This window comes from Pseudoxanthomonas sp. 97-1-1, assembly GCF_057773125.1.
Map to the genome: position 1 here is coordinate 197,575 of NZ_JBYMTJ010000002.1, position 13,921 is coordinate 211,495.

The 13,921-nt window shown below is 65.4% G+C and carries 14 protein-coding genes and 2 pseudogenes; 10 read left to right on the top strand and 6 right to left on the bottom strand.

Translation table 11 applies throughout. From position 1 onward, the window contains the following. Positions 1–21: 21 nt before the first annotated feature. Positions 22–504: a ribonuclease E activity regulator RraA gene (gene rraA / locus AC3DET_RS08080; protein WP_337731165.1), complete on the top strand. Its 483-nt coding sequence runs from the start codon at positions 22–24 to the stop codon at positions 502–504. A gap of 55 nt (positions 505–559) precedes the next feature. Here the strand turns inward: rraA and AC3DET_RS08085 are convergent, their stop codons facing one another. After that, a complete protein-coding gene (locus AC3DET_RS08085; protein WP_488391291.1) occupies positions 560–2,371 on the bottom strand; it encodes a DUF885 domain-containing protein in 1,812 nt (603 codons plus the stop codon). A 113-nt stretch (positions 2,372–2,484) separates the two neighbouring features. On the opposite strand from AC3DET_RS08085, the gene AC3DET_RS08090 reads away from it, so the two are divergent. Together AC3DET_RS08090 and AC3DET_RS08095 are read left to right on the top strand one after the other, a co-directional pair. Then, positions 2,485–2,835: a GFA family protein gene (locus AC3DET_RS08090; RefSeq protein ID WP_488391292.1), complete on the top strand. Its 351-nt coding sequence runs from the start codon at positions 2,485–2,487 to the stop codon at positions 2,833–2,835. 105 nt (positions 2,836–2,940) lie between these two features. Then, complete coding sequence (locus AC3DET_RS08095; protein WP_488391293.1) at positions 2,941–3,825, top strand: DUF2785 domain-containing protein; 885 nt, start codon at positions 2,941–2,943, stop codon at positions 3,823–3,825. A 15-nt stretch (positions 3,826–3,840) separates the two neighbouring features. On the opposite strand, the gene AC3DET_RS08100 is transcribed toward AC3DET_RS08095, so the two are convergent. After that, on the bottom strand, positions 3,841–4,776 hold the full coding sequence (locus tag AC3DET_RS08100; protein WP_488391294.1) for a LysR substrate-binding domain-containing protein: 936 nt from the start codon (positions 4,774–4,776) through the stop codon (positions 3,841–3,843). Positions 4,777–4,882: 106 nt separating this feature from the next. Between AC3DET_RS08100 and AC3DET_RS08105 the strand changes: the two genes are divergently transcribed. After that, positions 4,883–5,779, top strand: coding sequence for a DMT family transporter (locus tag AC3DET_RS08105; protein ID WP_446538683.1), 897 nt, complete (start codon positions 4,883–4,885; stop codon positions 5,777–5,779). 136 nt (positions 5,780–5,915) lie between these two features. On the opposite strand, the gene AC3DET_RS08110 is transcribed toward AC3DET_RS08105, so the two are convergent. Then, positions 5,916–6,821 carry a peptidylprolyl isomerase gene (locus tag AC3DET_RS08110; RefSeq protein WP_488391295.1) on the bottom strand — a complete coding sequence of 302 codons (906 nt, stop codon included), beginning with the start codon at positions 6,819–6,821 and terminating at the stop codon, positions 5,916–5,918. A gap of 132 nt (positions 6,822–6,953) precedes the next feature. Here AC3DET_RS08110 and AC3DET_RS08115 point away from each other — a divergent pair, with 132 nt between their 5' ends. From AC3DET_RS08115 to AC3DET_RS08125, 3 genes and pseudogenes are all read left to right on the top strand, one after another. After that, positions 6,954–7,319: a PadR family transcriptional regulator gene (locus AC3DET_RS08115; protein WP_488391296.1), complete on the top strand. Its 366-nt coding sequence runs from the start codon at positions 6,954–6,956 to the stop codon at positions 7,317–7,319. Between the two features lie 353 nt (positions 7,320–7,672). Then, positions 7,673–8,155 (top strand): annotated as a pseudogene (locus AC3DET_RS08120) (sensor domain-containing protein); the annotation flags it as partial. Beyond that, a pseudogene (locus AC3DET_RS08125) lies at positions 8,132–8,236 on the top strand (sensor domain-containing protein); the annotation flags it as partial. The pseudogenes AC3DET_RS08120 and AC3DET_RS08125, both read left to right, overlap by 24 nt. A gap of 137 nt (positions 8,237–8,373) precedes the next feature. Here the strand turns inward: AC3DET_RS08125 and AC3DET_RS08130 are convergent. Together AC3DET_RS08130 and AC3DET_RS08135 are read right to left on the bottom strand one after the other, a co-directional pair. Beyond that, on the bottom strand, positions 8,374–9,621 hold the full coding sequence (locus AC3DET_RS08130) for a polyhydroxyalkanoate depolymerase (protein ID WP_142124441.1): 1,248 nt from the start codon (positions 9,619–9,621) through the stop codon (positions 8,374–8,376). A gap of 79 nt (positions 9,622–9,700) precedes the next feature. Continuing rightward, positions 9,701–10,309, bottom strand: coding sequence for a class I SAM-dependent DNA methyltransferase (locus AC3DET_RS08135; protein ID WP_488391297.1), 609 nt, complete (start codon positions 10,307–10,309; stop codon positions 9,701–9,703). 224 nt (positions 10,310–10,533) lie between these two features. On the opposite strand from AC3DET_RS08135, the gene AC3DET_RS08140 reads away from it, so the two are divergent. Continuing rightward, positions 10,534–10,965: a CopD family protein gene (locus tag AC3DET_RS08140; protein WP_337731157.1), complete on the top strand. Its 432-nt coding sequence runs from the start codon at positions 10,534–10,536 to the stop codon at positions 10,963–10,965. Positions 10,966–11,164: 199 nt separating this feature from the next. Here AC3DET_RS08140 and AC3DET_RS08145 read toward each other — a convergent pair whose 3' ends face one another. Continuing rightward, positions 11,165–11,539 (bottom strand): helix-turn-helix domain-containing protein, encoded by a 375-nt coding sequence (locus AC3DET_RS08145; RefSeq protein WP_488391298.1) that lies wholly within the window; start codon positions 11,537–11,539, stop codon positions 11,165–11,167. A 325-nt stretch (positions 11,540–11,864) separates the two neighbouring features. Here AC3DET_RS08145 and AC3DET_RS08150 point away from each other — a divergent pair, with 325 nt between their 5' ends. Both AC3DET_RS08150 and AC3DET_RS08155 read left to right on the top strand, forming a co-directional pair. Further along, complete coding sequence (locus tag AC3DET_RS08150) at positions 11,865–13,130, top strand: HlyD family secretion protein (RefSeq protein ID WP_488391299.1); 1,266 nt, start codon at positions 11,865–11,867, stop codon at positions 13,128–13,130. A 316-nt stretch (positions 13,131–13,446) separates the two neighbouring features. Beyond that, on the top strand, positions 13,447–13,920 hold the full coding sequence (locus AC3DET_RS08155; protein ID WP_488391300.1) for a hypothetical protein: 474 nt from the start codon (positions 13,447–13,449) through the stop codon (positions 13,918–13,920). Position 13,921: the final 1 nt, after the last annotated feature.

Sequence of the window (13,921 nt, forward strand, 5' to 3'; positions counted from 1 at the left end):
ACCCCACGCCGGAGAATCCGCATGTCCTGGACCACGCCCGATCTGTGCGACCAGTACCCCGATGTGCAGGTCGCCGAGCCGGTGTTCCGCAGCTATGGCGGACGCGTCGCCTTCGCCGGGCCGGCGGTGACGGTGAAGTGCTTCGAAGACAACTCGCGCGTGCGCGAACTGGCCGCCACGCCGGGCGAGGGCCGGGTCATCGTGGTCGATGGCGGCGGTTCGCTGCGTCGCGCGTTGCTGGGCGACCAGATCGCGGCGAACGCGGTGAAGCATGGGTGGTCCGGCTTCCTGATCTTCGGCTGCGTGCGCGATGTCGATGCGCTCGCGGCCCTGCCGCTCGGTGTGCAGGCGCTGGCGTCGCACCCGATGAAGACCGAGAAACGCGGACTGGGCGACGTGGACATGCCCGTGGCGTTCGCCGGTCTGTCGATCGCGCCGGGCGACTGGATCTACGCCGATGCCAACGGCGTGATCGTGGCGACGACGGCATTGCAGGCCGAATGAAGAAGGGCGGGCCTTGTGGCCCGCCCTTCGCGGTGTCGCCTCTGGCGCGCGTCTATTACTTGATCGGCTCGTCCAGCATCAGCTGGCGGACGAAGCGCACCGGCGGCGCGCCGTAGGACAGCACCTGGTCGTGGTAGGCCTTCAGATTGAACTGCGCGCCCTGCTTGGCCTCGGCGGCCTTGCGCATGTCGAAGTGCTCCTGCACGCCGACGAAGTAGGTGGGCAGCTGCGCCGACGTCAGCTGCGCGCGCGTCCACTTGCCTGATGCTTCGCGTTCCTGCTGGAAGGTCTGGCGCACCATCAGGTCCATCGCCTGTTCGCGCGTCCAGCCGTCCACCTGCACGCCCTGGTCCAGGATCGCGTTGGCGATCGTGCGCAGGTAGAACTTCATCTGCACCAGGCGGAACAGCGGATCGTTGTCGAGGTAGCCGGCGTCGGCCATCATCTTCTCGGTGTACACCGCCCAGCCTTCGGCGAACATGCCCGAGCGCAACACGGCGCGCAGCGTGGACGGGAACTTGGCCGAGTGCCAGCCTTCCAGGTAGTGGCCCGGCGTGCCCTCGTGGATGCTCAGCAGGTGGATCATCCGGCTGTTGTATTCGCGCAGGAACGAATCGACCTGTTCCTGGCTCCATTCCTCCGGGATCGGCGAGACGGCGTAGAAGGTCTTCAGGTGCTTGTCGAGCGGGCCCGGCGAATCGCAGTAGGCCACCGCCACGCCGCGCTGGAATTCCGGCATCTCGATGATTTCGACCGGCGCATCGGGCAGCGTGACCAGGTCGTGCTTGCGCACGAACTCGGTGGCCTGCGCCAGCGCGGCTTCCGCATCCGGCACCACCTTGTCGCGCGCCGGGCGTTCGGCGTAGGCCAGCTCGAGTGCGGCCTCGATCGCCTTCTGCTGTTCGTCGGCGCTGGGCGTCTCGGGCAGGGCCGGTGCACCGGGCTTGTCCTTCAGCACGGTACGGGCGATGCCGTACATCTCCTCGCGCACGCGCTTGAGCTCGCCTTCGGCGCGCTGCTTGATGTCGGCGCGCGACAGCGACGACAGCAGCGCGAACTGGAGTTTCTGGTCGTACAGCGCCTGGCCGATGCGGAAGTCGCCCTTCGCGTTCGGCACCAGCGTCTTGTCCAGCCAGGCCTGGTGTTCGGCCACGGCGGTCTTCAGGCCGTCGATGGCGGCCTGCGCCTGCGCACGGTCGGCCTCGGGCAGGTCCTTGAGGTTCGGCGTGATGAAGGTGTCGACGATGCTGAGGATGCCGGCGTTCTGCTTGGCGACGGTTTCGGCATGCACCTTGGGCACGCGCGCCGGGTCGAGGTTCTCGCGTGCCTGCGCCAGCAGCGCCGGGATCTTCTGCATGCGCGCAGTGGCGGACTTCAGGCGCTCGGGCAGCGGCGCGAACTCGCGCGCCATCAGTCCGTAGATCGCGCCGCCGGCCACGTTGTTGTAGACCTGCGGATCCCAGGCCCAGCTCTGCAGCGTCTCGGCGGTCCAGATGTCGTACTGCAACTGGTTGCGCAGGATGGCGGCATCCACCTGGTTTTCGCGCGACAGCGTGGCGACGTCGAGCGCATCGAGTTCGCCGAGGATCTTCTTGCTGAAGTCCAGGCTCTTCTGGCGACCGGTCGTGCTGAGATCATCCAGTTCGCCGTCGTATTTGTGCTCGCCGATCTGGGTGGCGCTGACGGGCGACAACTGCAGCCAGCCATCGAGCGCGCGCTTGGACAGGTCGGCGAAGGCGGCATCGGCCTTGGCGGTGTCAGCGGTCGCGGTCGCGGTGTCGGCACCCGGGGCGGCGGTGGGGGCTTCGCTCTTTTGGCAGGCGGCCAGCGAGGCCAGGAGGGCGGCGGCGAGCAGGGTCTTGCGCATGGGAGTCCTGTTGCAATGCAGCGTGGTCGAGGCGCACAGGATAGGCCGAAGGTCACCCCCATGCCCATGCCATTCGATATACGCTGATCCGCCGGACGAAGGAAAACCACGCCATGAAACACGAAGGAAGCTGCCATTGCGGCCGTATCGCATTCGAGGTCGAGGGCGACATCACCGACGTCGTCGACTGCAATTGCTCGCTGTGCCGTCGGCGGGGTGGCCTGCTGTGGTTCGCGCCACGCGAAGCCCTGGTGCTGAAGACGCCGGAAGCCGACATGTCCACCTACACATTCAACAAGCACCACATCCAGCATCGCTTCTGCGCGACCTGCGGCATCGCACCGTTCGGCGAGGCCGCGCATCCGGCGACCGGTGCGCAGATGGCGGCCATCAACGTGCGCTGCCTGCCCGGCGTGGACCTTGTCGCATTGAAGGTCACTGCCTTCGATGGTGCCAGCGCCTGATCGCGACGAGGACGGAGTAGTTCGCCTGCGCTGTCCCGTACGTTGTTGCTGGCAGCCAGCAGGGTCCGCAAGGTAGGCGACGGAACAAGTGTCGGGGAGATGACGATGCGTGCATGGGCATGGCTGGCATGGGTGGGGATGCTGCTGTCGTATTCGGCGCAGGCGACCTGTCCGCCCGAAGGCACGGATCCGGCTTCGCTGCGGTTGCTGCGGGAACAGAAATTCGCCGTACCCGACGAGGTGCGCGCTGCCCTGGTGGCGGGACTGCCGGCTTGCCTGGCCGATCCCGACCCCGCAGTGCGCGATGGTGTGGCATACGAAGGTCTCAGCACCTGGCTGCGGGCGGGACAACTGGACGTGCAGCAACGGCGCGCATTGCGCGACCGCCTGTACGCGATGCTGGGCGAGGATGCCGCCGCAGGGTTCGGTCCGCCTTTCGCGGCGCTGGTGTTGTCGGAGGTCGCGCGCACCGACCGGGTGGCGCCATGGATGTCTGCAGACGAGCGCGCCGACATGGTCGCGCGCGCCGCCGCCTACCTGGCGTCGGTGCGCGACTATCGCGGGTTCGACGCTGTCGAGGGTTGGCGGCACGGCGTGGCGCATGGTGCGGACTGGTTGCTGCAACTGGTGCTCAACGAACAGGTGGACCGCGGGCAGGTGGATACGCTGCTGCAGGCGATCGCGGAACAGGCCGTGCCGGAGAGCGCGCACGCCTATGTCTTTGGCGAGCCGGGGCGACTGGCGCGGCCGGTGCTGTACGCCGCCAGGCGTGGCCTGCTGGACGAGGCGGCGTGGACGCGCTGGTTCGGTGCGTTGCCGCCAAGGCTGGGCATCCCGGAACAGGCGTACGCCGACAGCGTATGGCTTGCGCGCCGGCACGATCTGATGGCGTTCCTGATGAGTGTCCACCTGGAAGCCGACCAGTCCGGTGACCCCAACATCCGCGCGCTGAAACCGGCCGTGGTGCAGGCACTGAAGGCCGTGCCCTGACCGGTCGCGCGCAGGTCAGCTGCCGCGACGTCCCAGGAAGTCATCCGGCATCGGTGGCAGGGGCGTGCGTTCGTCGCGCGCTTCCTCTTTCAGCCAGTCGATGAAGGCCTGTGCGGCGGCGCTTGGCGGTTTGTGCGCGGGGTGGACGGCGTAGTACGCGAAGCGCGCCTTCAGGGCCGGACCGGGCAGGCGCACCAGTTCGTAGCGTTGCAGATACGGTTGCGCAACGTGGCGGCGCGCCAGGGCGGCACCCACGCCGTACACCGCGGCGCGCATCGCGTCGGTGCTGTCGTTGAAGCTGTGCATGGTGGGCAGCCGCAGGCCGCGCACGCCCGCGGCACGGAACCAGTCGCGCCAGCCCTGCAGGGCGAGGTCGGTGACCAGCGGCAGCTGTGCGATCTGGCGCGGCTCCAGCACGGCGTCGATGCCCGGCAGGGCCGGGGACGCGACCGGGAACAGTTCGTCGTCCATCAGGTGGTGCGCGGTCAGGCCCGCCCAGTGCCCGGGCCCATGACGGATGCCCAGTTCCGGACCCTCGTCATCGAACCGCGTCAACGCGATACCCGTATCGACATGCAGTCGGATGTGCGGATGGCGCGTGCAGAACCGGGGCAGTCGTGGCAGCAACCAGCAGTAGGCCAGCGAATGCAGCGTGGTGAGGCGCAGCGTGGTGGTCTTGCCGGCCAGTTGCAGATGCGACGCCACCGCATCGATATCGCCCAGCGCCGCGTTGGCCGCATCCGCCAGCTGCCGGCCTTCGGCGGTGAGCTTCACGCCACGGGCATGGCGCTGGAACAGCACCACGCCCAGCAGCGCCTCCAGCTTGCGCACGTGGTGGCTGACAGCGCTGGCGGTGAGGTGCAGCTCGTCGGCCGCATGGGCGAAGTTCTGGTGGCGTGCCGCAGCGGCGAAGACGCCGAGGGCGGGGAGCAGGGCGGGGCGCAGGCTCATGGCAGTTCCAGGCACAAACCGGATTTGTGGCTTGGCCGTATCGTACGCGCTTGTGGAGGCCGTACGTTGGGTCAGAATGGCGGCAGGCACGAATGAGGGTGTGGCGATGACACAGGGAAACGCAGCCGTGGGAACGCTCCCCGAGGTGGCGGGACGTGACTGGCGCACGCCGCTGGAACTGCTGGCCCTGGGCGCGATCTGGGGCAGCTCGTTCCTGTTCATGCGGATCGCGGCCAACCCGTTCGGGCCGTTCGCGCTGGTGGAGGTGCGGCTGGCGCTGGGTGCGCTGGTACTGCTGCCGTTCCTGTGGCGCGAGCGCGCGCATTTCAGCGCCGGCATGTGGCCGAAGCTGGCCCTGATCGGCGCGATCAACTCCGCGATTCCATTCCTGTTGTTCGCGTGGGCCGCGCAACGTTCGCCGGCCGCGATCGGTGCGATCTGCAATGCCATGACCGTGTTGTTCGCGGCATTGGTGGGGTTCCTGTTCTTCGGGCAGAAGATCGGGTTGCGGCGGTCGCTTGCGCTGCTGGTAGGGTTCGTCGGCGTGGTCGTGCTGGCCACCAGCAAGGCGGGCGGGCTGAGCGTGGGCGGTGCCGTCGTCGCGGGTTCCACCGCGGCGTTGCTCTACGGCGTGGGGGTCAACCTGGTGCGCAGGCACCTGGCGGGGATTCCTCCCGCCGCTGCGGCAGCGGCCACACTGGGGTGTGCAGCCCTGCTCGTGCTTCCGTTCGCGGCCACGCACTGGCCCACGGCGTCGATCGGCATCGGTGCGTGGAGTGCCGCGATCGCCATCGGCGTGGTCTGCACGGGGTACGCGTTCCTGCTGTACTACCGCCTGATCCACCGCATCGGACCCGCACGCGCCTCGACGGTGACCTACCTGGTCCCGCTGTTCGGCGCCGCCTTCGCATGGCTGTTCCTGGGTGAGCCGGTCACACCCGCGATGCTGGCGGCGGGTGCGCTGATCCTGGGCAGTGTTGCGGTGAGCCAGCGCGCGGCGTGATCGCGGTCGTAGTGGCAGGTGCGGGAGCGGCGTCAGTCGCGATGACGTATCGGCAAGTCCTGAGCTGCGGAATGGCTCGCGGGGCTGACCTCATGCAATCGCGACTGACGTTCGCTCCCGCAACATGCCCGGCGCGTCAGCGCTTCGCTTCGCGTACGGGCAGCGGCACGTTGCACAGGTCGATGTGGCCTGCGGGTTGCACGTACCAGCCATCGCGGCGATTGCGGCGCGCTTCGGTGGCGGCGGCGAAGGTTTTCGAGTCGGTGCGCAGCACCTGCAGCGGCATGCGTTCGCTTTCCGGCATTTCACTGGCCAGGCGGATGGCGGTGATCGGCGTGCGTTCCTCCGCCTTCTCGTAGAAGCCCATCGGCTCCGGCCCGCGCGGAATCGCACTGAGCAGTTCCATGCCCTTCACCACACGGCCTACCAGGGTGATGTTGCGGTCCAGTTGGCGCGGCGATTGGCCGGTGACGACATAGAGTTCGCTGCCATTGCTGCTGTCGGGCGGACCGCCGCGACCTGCGCCGAGCGCGCCGTAACAGTGCGCCAGCCAGGCATCGCCCGTCTTCGGATCGCGCGCGGCGGGAAACCCGTCCACGAAGCCCACTTCTGGCGCCCAGCCATCCACGTCCGGCAGCCGAGTGAAGGCCAAGCCGGTTGCCGTGCGCGCGAACTCGGCCGGCAGTTTTGTCTTCGCAGTGCCCAGCGACTTGGCTTTTGCGGCGTCCTCCGCCTCCGCATCGCCGAACTGGACCACGAAGTTGTCGTGCGAGCGGTAGATGCCCAGGCCGTTCCAGAAGCCCTCGCGCGCCAGTGTGCGGATGTTGGCAACGTGTTCCGGTGCGAATGCCGGCGCAAGTTCGATCACCACCCGGCCCGCAGGCAGGTCCATGTACAACGTGTTCGCCGGCTCCAGCGTGCGCCAGTCCGCGTCAGGCGATGCATCGAGGATCTCCTTCGCACTGGGATGCTTCGGTGGTTCCTCGGCATGCGCGGCGGGAAGGGCGAACAGGCAGGCGAGCAGCAGTGGCGTCAGGCGCATGGCGGGTCCGGGACGGGAGATGCCTCGATTGTAGGGAGGCCGGCGGTCCCAGTGACTACTGGCATATCCGCTATATCAAACTTCGTAATAGCATCGTCTCCAACCTAGCGGGAGTGCCGCGGAGGGGGAGCCATGAGTGAGCCCGATATCCAACTGAAGAAGTTCCAGAAAGAACTGAGTGCGGGCACCGTGTCGCTGGCGTTGCTGGCGGTCCTGGCCCGGGCGGGGGAGCCGCTGTACGGGTACCTGATCGCCAAGCAGCTCGAACGCGTCGGCGAGGGCGTGCTCAGCGGCAAGCAAAGCGCGCTTTACCCGGTGCTGCGCAACCTGGAGGGCGGCGGACTGCTGGACAGCTTCGTCGAACCCTCCGTTGCCGGCCCACCACGGCGCTACTACCGCATTACCGAGGCAGGGCGGCTGACCCTGCAGTCCTGGATCGCCGCCTGGCGTGCCACCCGCGATTCCGTCGATTCCGTGCTAGAGGGGATTCCTGCATGAACACCACCGCCACTCCGGGCAGCCGCCTGCCCACCACCATCCCCGAGTACCTGGATCAGTTGCGTGCGGCGCTCGCCGGCGCCGACAAGGCCATGGTCCAGGACGCCGTGTACGACGCGGAGGAATACCTGCGTTCGGAACTGGCGGAAAACCCCGGAAAGTCCGAAGCCGAGGTGATCGCCTCCGTCGCCGGCAGTTACGGCGCACCAGCGGAAGTTGCGGACATCTATCGCGAGACCGAAGTCACCGTGACGCGCGCGCTTCGGCCCCCCTTGCCGCCCAAGCGCAAGTCGGTGCTGGGACAGTTCTTCGGGGTCGCCGCCGATCCGCGCACCTACGGCGCCTTGTTCTACATGCTGCTGTCGCTGGCCACCGGCACGTTCTACTTCACCTGGGTGGTGACCGGCGCCAGCCTGTCGATCGGCCTGCTGATCCTAATCATCGGCATTCCGTTGCTGCTGCTGTTCCTGATGTCGGTGCGCCTGCTGTCGCTGGTCGAAGGTCGGGTGGTGGAAGTGTTGCTGGGCGAACGCATGCCGCGCCGCCCGCTGTACACGCAGCGCGACAAGCCGTGGATGACGCGCTTGAAGGAACTGTTCACCGATGGCCGCACCTGGACGGCGATGCTGTACCTGCTGCTGATGCACCCGCTGGGCATCCTGTATTTCTCGGTCGCCATCACCTTGCTGGCCTTGTCGCTGGGATTGATCGCAGCGCCTGTGGCGTACTTCCTGCCGTTCGACTATGTGCTGAACTTCGGCGGCTGGAGCCTGGTCAACGAAGCGCCCTGGCTGCTGCCGTTGGCATCGGTGGCCGGCATCCTGCTGCTGTTCGCCACGCTGCACCTGGCGCGCCTGACCGGCCTTTTCCACGGCTGGCTGGCCAAGCACCTGCTGGTGCGTACGCCGGTGGTGTGAGGTCATGATGCGGGAGCGACCTCGGTCGCGAACAAAAAAAGGCCGCCCGAAAGGGCGGCCTTTTTCTTGCGCCGGCATGCAGTTGGCGATCCCGTGGAGGCTTCGTGACTGACGTCGCTCCCACAGTAAGCGATGCGTCAGCCGGCATACTTGGCGATGAAGTCGCGCACCTGCGGGTAGACCTTCTCGCGCCAGCGACGTCCGCTGAAGATGCCGTAATGGCCGGCACCTTCGACCGTCAGGTGCTTGTGGTGCGCCTTCGCGATACCGGTGCACAGGTCATGCGCGGCGGCGGTCTGGCCCTGGCCGGAGATATCATCGAGTTCGCCCTCGATGCTCATCAGCGCGGTCTTCCTGATGGCGGCCGGCTTCACCAGTTCGCCATTGACCGTCCATTCGCCGCGCGGCAACAGGAACTCCTGGAACACGGTACGGATGGTGTCCAGGTAGTACTCGGCCGGCATGTCGAGCACCGCGTTGTATTCGTCATAGAACTTGCGATGCGATTCGGCATCCTGCAGGTCGCCCTTGACCAGGTCCGCATAGAAATCCCAGTGCGACATGAAATGGCGGCTGGGGTTCATCGCAAGGAACCCGGCATGCTGCAGGAAGCCGGGATACACGCGACGGCCTTCGCCGGGGTAGGGCACCGGCACGGCGTGGATGACATTGTTCTCGAACCACGACAGCGGGTTGCGCGTGGCCAGGCTGTTGACTTCGGTAGGGCTGCGGCGCGCGTCGATCGGGCCGCCCATCATCACCAGTGAACGCGGCGTGGCTTCGCCGCGCGCTGCCATCAGCGACACCGCCGCGAGTACCGGCACGGTGGGCTGGCAGACGCTGATGACGTGGAGTTTCTCGGCGCCGATATGGCGGATGAACTCCTCCACGTAGGCGACGTAGTCGTCGAGGCTGAAGGGGCCTTCCGACGCGGGCACCATGCGCGCGTCCACCCAGTCGGTCACGTAGACCTTGTGGTTGCGCAGCAGGGTGTGCACGGTATCGCGCAACAGCGTGGCGTGGTGGCCCGACAGCGGCGCCACCACCAGCACCACCGGGTCGTCCTTCAGCAGGGCGATGGTGTCGGCGTCGTCGGTATAGCGTTTGAAGCGGAGCAGGCGGCAGAACGGCTTCTTCACCGCTTCCAGTTCCACCACGGGCACCGTGCGGCCGTGCGCCTCGACTTCGCGGATGTCCCACGCCGGCTTTTCGTAATCCTTGCCGATGCGGTGGACGAGTTCATTGCCGGCCGCGATGCGCTCGGCCCCCGGTACGTTCGAGAGCCAACTGGTCGGCGTGGAGAACATCCGTGCGTTGGCTTCGGCCATGTAGGCCAGCGGCGCCATCCATGCGCGTCCGAGTTCGTGCAGTTGGTACAAGGTCATGGCTGTCCGGAATCCCGCTTTTGGTGCACGGTGCTGCGCCGCAGCATACCGCAAAGCCGGTACCGCCGCGCATGCCTGTTCAGGTTATCGGCCGGAAATCCGCAGCCTCCAGCACCGCGACATCGCCCGCCAGGCCCGGGCCCAGCCAGCAGTGGTTGCCGATCGACTGGAAGTTCAGTCCATTGAACGCTTCCCGGTACCACGCTGCCCTGCGTGGCTGGAATCCCTCGTGGTCGCCTTCGAATTCATCCTCTTTCGCGAAGGTTTCAAGGAAGGCGACACCGCCGCACAGTTCCGCCAGCCCCGGCAGTCCGCGCTTCAGTTCGCGGGTCGGCACGTAATGCAGCACATCCGAGCACACCAGCAGGTCGACCGGCTCGCAGGGGCGCAGGTACTGGAAGTCCTCGAAACGCGCGTAATGCAGGTTGCGGGTGCGCCCGAAGCGCCGGATCGCATACTCACTGCTGTCGAAACCGAGGTACTGCAACTTCGGCCGCAGCTTGAGCAACGGCGCGCGCCACGCGCCTTCGCCGCACCCGATGTCGAGCACCGTGCGGATCGGCCGTTCCAGGTGGTACTCGGCCACCGCCACTGCCATCGTCACCTTGCGCGCCAGCCGCGGCGCGCCGCCGATGTCGCCGTCGCGATACCAGCGCTGGAAGTAGTCGGCGTCGTAGTGCTTGGTCATTGGTATGTTCGGGAAGAGGGAAGCAAGCGTGTTGCTCGTCATGCCAGCGCTAGCCGGGATCCATTGCGCCGTTGCTCTCCTTGATCTGCAGAGCAACGGGAAAATCAAATTGGATTCCAGCTTACGCTGGAACGACGGGTCCGTGGCATTCCATCGCGTTGGACAGTCGTTGCGACAGTAGCGGAGAATCCCGCATCACCCTTTCGAGCGGCGGAGCGGCCAGCGTGGACAAAGCCAGCCTTTACCTGTGGGTCAAGACCTTCCATCTCGTCTTCGTCATCGCCTGGATGGCAACGGTGTTCTACCTGCCGCGCATCCTGGTCAACCTGGCCGAGACCACGGGGCAGGCCGACGTGCAGGCGCGCCTGCAGCTGATGGGACGCCGCCTCTACGGCTTCGGCCACAGCATGTTCGGCATCGCGGTGATCCTGGGCGGCGTGCTGTGGTTCCATTTCGGCATCAGCGGCGGCTGGCTGCATGCCAAGCTGACGCTGGTGGCGCTGATGCTGGTGCACTTCATCGTCACCGGCCGCTGGCTGAAGGGCGTGGCGAAGGGCAAGACGCTGCCGTCGCCGACGGCCTTGCGCTGGTTCAACGAGCTGCCCTTGTTCGGCTTGATCGCGGTGGTGTGGCTGGTGCTGGCGAAGCCGTTTTGAGGAAGCTCTGAATAGCTGCCGTCGTCCCCGCGAAGGCGGGGATTCAGCGACTTCAGGTCATTGAAGGCAAAGACGCTGGGATCCTGCGTTCGCAGGAATGACGGACAAAACTTGAGTTGTTCAGAGGATCACCAAGACGATGCCGTTTGCGCGGGGTTGTCCTGACGCATTCTGGTTCCGAACCCATGTCCCCACACGGTCAGCGAGGCAGTAGCTCTTTCCGCGAAGCGGGAGAAGCCGCCGCTTCGCACTGCATCAAGGTCTCCTGCCGTGCGCGTTCCGTCATATGGCGGAACGCCGCAAGCAGGCGCCGTTCCCGTTCGTCGTACACCATTTCGCCGTCGACAGCGGGAATGCTTTCCTCGTTGCCGGCGTGATCGATGGTTCCACGGCCCGTGGCCAGCCACTCGAAGTTGACGTTGGTCAACTCGGCGAGTTTGGCCAGTCGTGCCGAAGCGGGCAGTACGCCGTCGGTGCATTCCCAGTTGGCGACGGCGCTGCGGGTGACGCCGAGATTCAAGGCGAGGGCCTCTTGCGAAAGCCGTGCGCGCTGGCGCGCGATCCTGATGCGCATCGAAAGCTTCATTGCGGAGTGCGTCTTGCGATTACCTGCATCCAAGCTAATCGACAGGATTGTTCGACGCAACTCACATTATTGCGTCAGCAATACTGACGTCGGGTTGTGCAGTGTGGCTGACGTCGTCACGCAAGTGGCTGATGTCAAAGGTCGAGTCCAGTGTGATTGCCAGCAGGGCTGACGCGCAACGCTGGTTCGCGTGTTGATCGGACTGTCGCGGCTGCGACAGGATGGCGAGGAAGGCAGGCGCACGGTGTATCGCCGAAGCGCAATGAGTCCAAACGGACCTGAGGCCTGACGCACTCAAGGACGCACGACCGCAATGACGCAACCGCTGTTCCGCCCCGAAGTCCTGGAAGCCAAGCGTGGCAGCTGGCTGGGCGGCATCTCGCTGGCGCAACCGGTCCGGTTGTGGGTGCTGACGCTCGCGGCTGTTGTAGCCGCCACCTCCATCGTCCTTTTCGTGACCTTCGGTACGTACACGCGCCGTTCCACGGTGACCGGACAACTGGTGCCATCGCAAGGTTTGGCCACGGTACTGATGCCGGCTACGGGCGTGATGACCAGACTCGATGCACCGGAGGGTGGCCGTGTGGAAGCTGGCGCGGTGTTGGCGGTGGTCACCGTGCCCCGCGCGACGTTGGCCTCAGGCGATACGCAGGTCGCGCTGGAGCAGCAGTTGGACCAGCGGCAGGCGGGACTCGTGTCCGCGCAGGAGGCGCAGCAGCAGCAGTTGAAGGCGCAGACGCAAGGCGTACGGGAGCAGCTTGCGGTCGCGCAGCGCGAACTGGCGCAGATCGAAGCGGAAGTGGCGACCCGCCAGGACCAGATCCGTATCGCCAACGAGACGCTGGAGCGCCTGCGCCGGCTGGAGGATGGGCAGTACGTCAGTGTGTTGCAGATCAAGCAGCAGGAAGCGGGCGTGCTGGAGTACACGGGACAGATGCAGGCCTTGCAGCGCCAATCCATCGGCACGCGGCGTCTGATCGCGCAGTTGCAGCAGGCAGTGCGCGAGTTGCCCGCGCAGGGGCAAGCGAGCGAGGCGGGGTTCCAGCGTGAACTGGCGCAGTTAGAACAGGAGCGGGTGCAGACGCAGGCCGGCGGTGCGCTAGTGGTCAAGGCGCCGGTGACCGGTGTGGTGGCCACGCAGGTGGTCAAGCCCGGCCAGGCGGTGCAGGCCGGCCAGCCATTGATGACGCTGTTGCCAGGTGACGGGCGTCTGGAAGCCGAGTTGTTGGTGCCGAGCCGCGCCATCGGCTTCATCGAGCCAGGCGACCGCGTGCTGTTGCGCTATCAGGCGTTTCCGTACCAGAAGTTCGGTCATCAGGAGGGGCGCGTCGCGGCGATCAGTCGCAGCGCGTTGAACCCCGGTGCGCTGGGTGCGTTGATCGGAAATGCGCAGCAGGGCGAGCCATTCTATCGGGTGACGGTCTCGCTGGCGCGGCAGGCGATCACCGCTTACGGCAAGCCGGAGGCGTTGAAGCCGGGAATGCTGGTGGATGCGGATGTGCTGGGTGAGCGAAGGACGCTAGTTGAGTGGATTCTTGAGCCGCTTTACTCGTTGGCCGGGAGAATGACTGGAAGTTGAGGTTGGTGTAGGTATGGAATCTTGACCTCAAAATGTTTGGCTAGACCCTGGCGTAGGGCTTGCGCTGCTAAAAGGAGAGCACGTGTGCGATCGTTAACTGTACTGGAGATTTCTGAGGTTTCGGGTGGAAACAAGTTGGTTGTAGAGTTCCTTAAGTGGGTTGCAGGAAGCGTGGGTTGGGATCTTGCCACTAGTGGTGAAAAGCAGGACTCTCAGAAGTTCATCGTGGACGAGCCGAGTGCATCGAGTGCGGTGCGTGGTTAATCGCTTAGCGCTTTCCGCTGGCCCTCATTGAGGGCCAGCTTTATAGGGGTTCATGGGCGGTATGCAAAAAGCAATGCTGCTGCTTTGCGCAAGAAGGGCTGTTGCGAGTTTCTCAATCGCAATTGGAGTTGCTCTGATGCTCTATGCGTTGGTTGATCCTCCGGTGCGAGATACTACTAGCGCCTCTTGTAGTGTGGGTGGTCACGCTGCGCTCTTTTTGGGGCTTGTCCTTGTCTCGCCCTTGGTCGAAACATTGGCTTTGGCGATACTTTATTCATTCTCTCGATTGTTCTTTAATTCTCTCGTCTCGACTTGTTTAGCGGCCGTCGCTCTGGCTTCGTTGCACGCTTTAGTTTGGTGGGGATGGGCTGTGATTGTGCTTGTTCCGTTTATGCTGTTCGCTACTCCATTTTCTGTATCTTCAGACACGATTGAAAAGAAATTCATCTACTCGTTAGCGATGCATTCTTTTCATAATTTTTATGTATTTCTGGCGATCGTTCTTGCCACGTTGTTTGGCTGTTGAT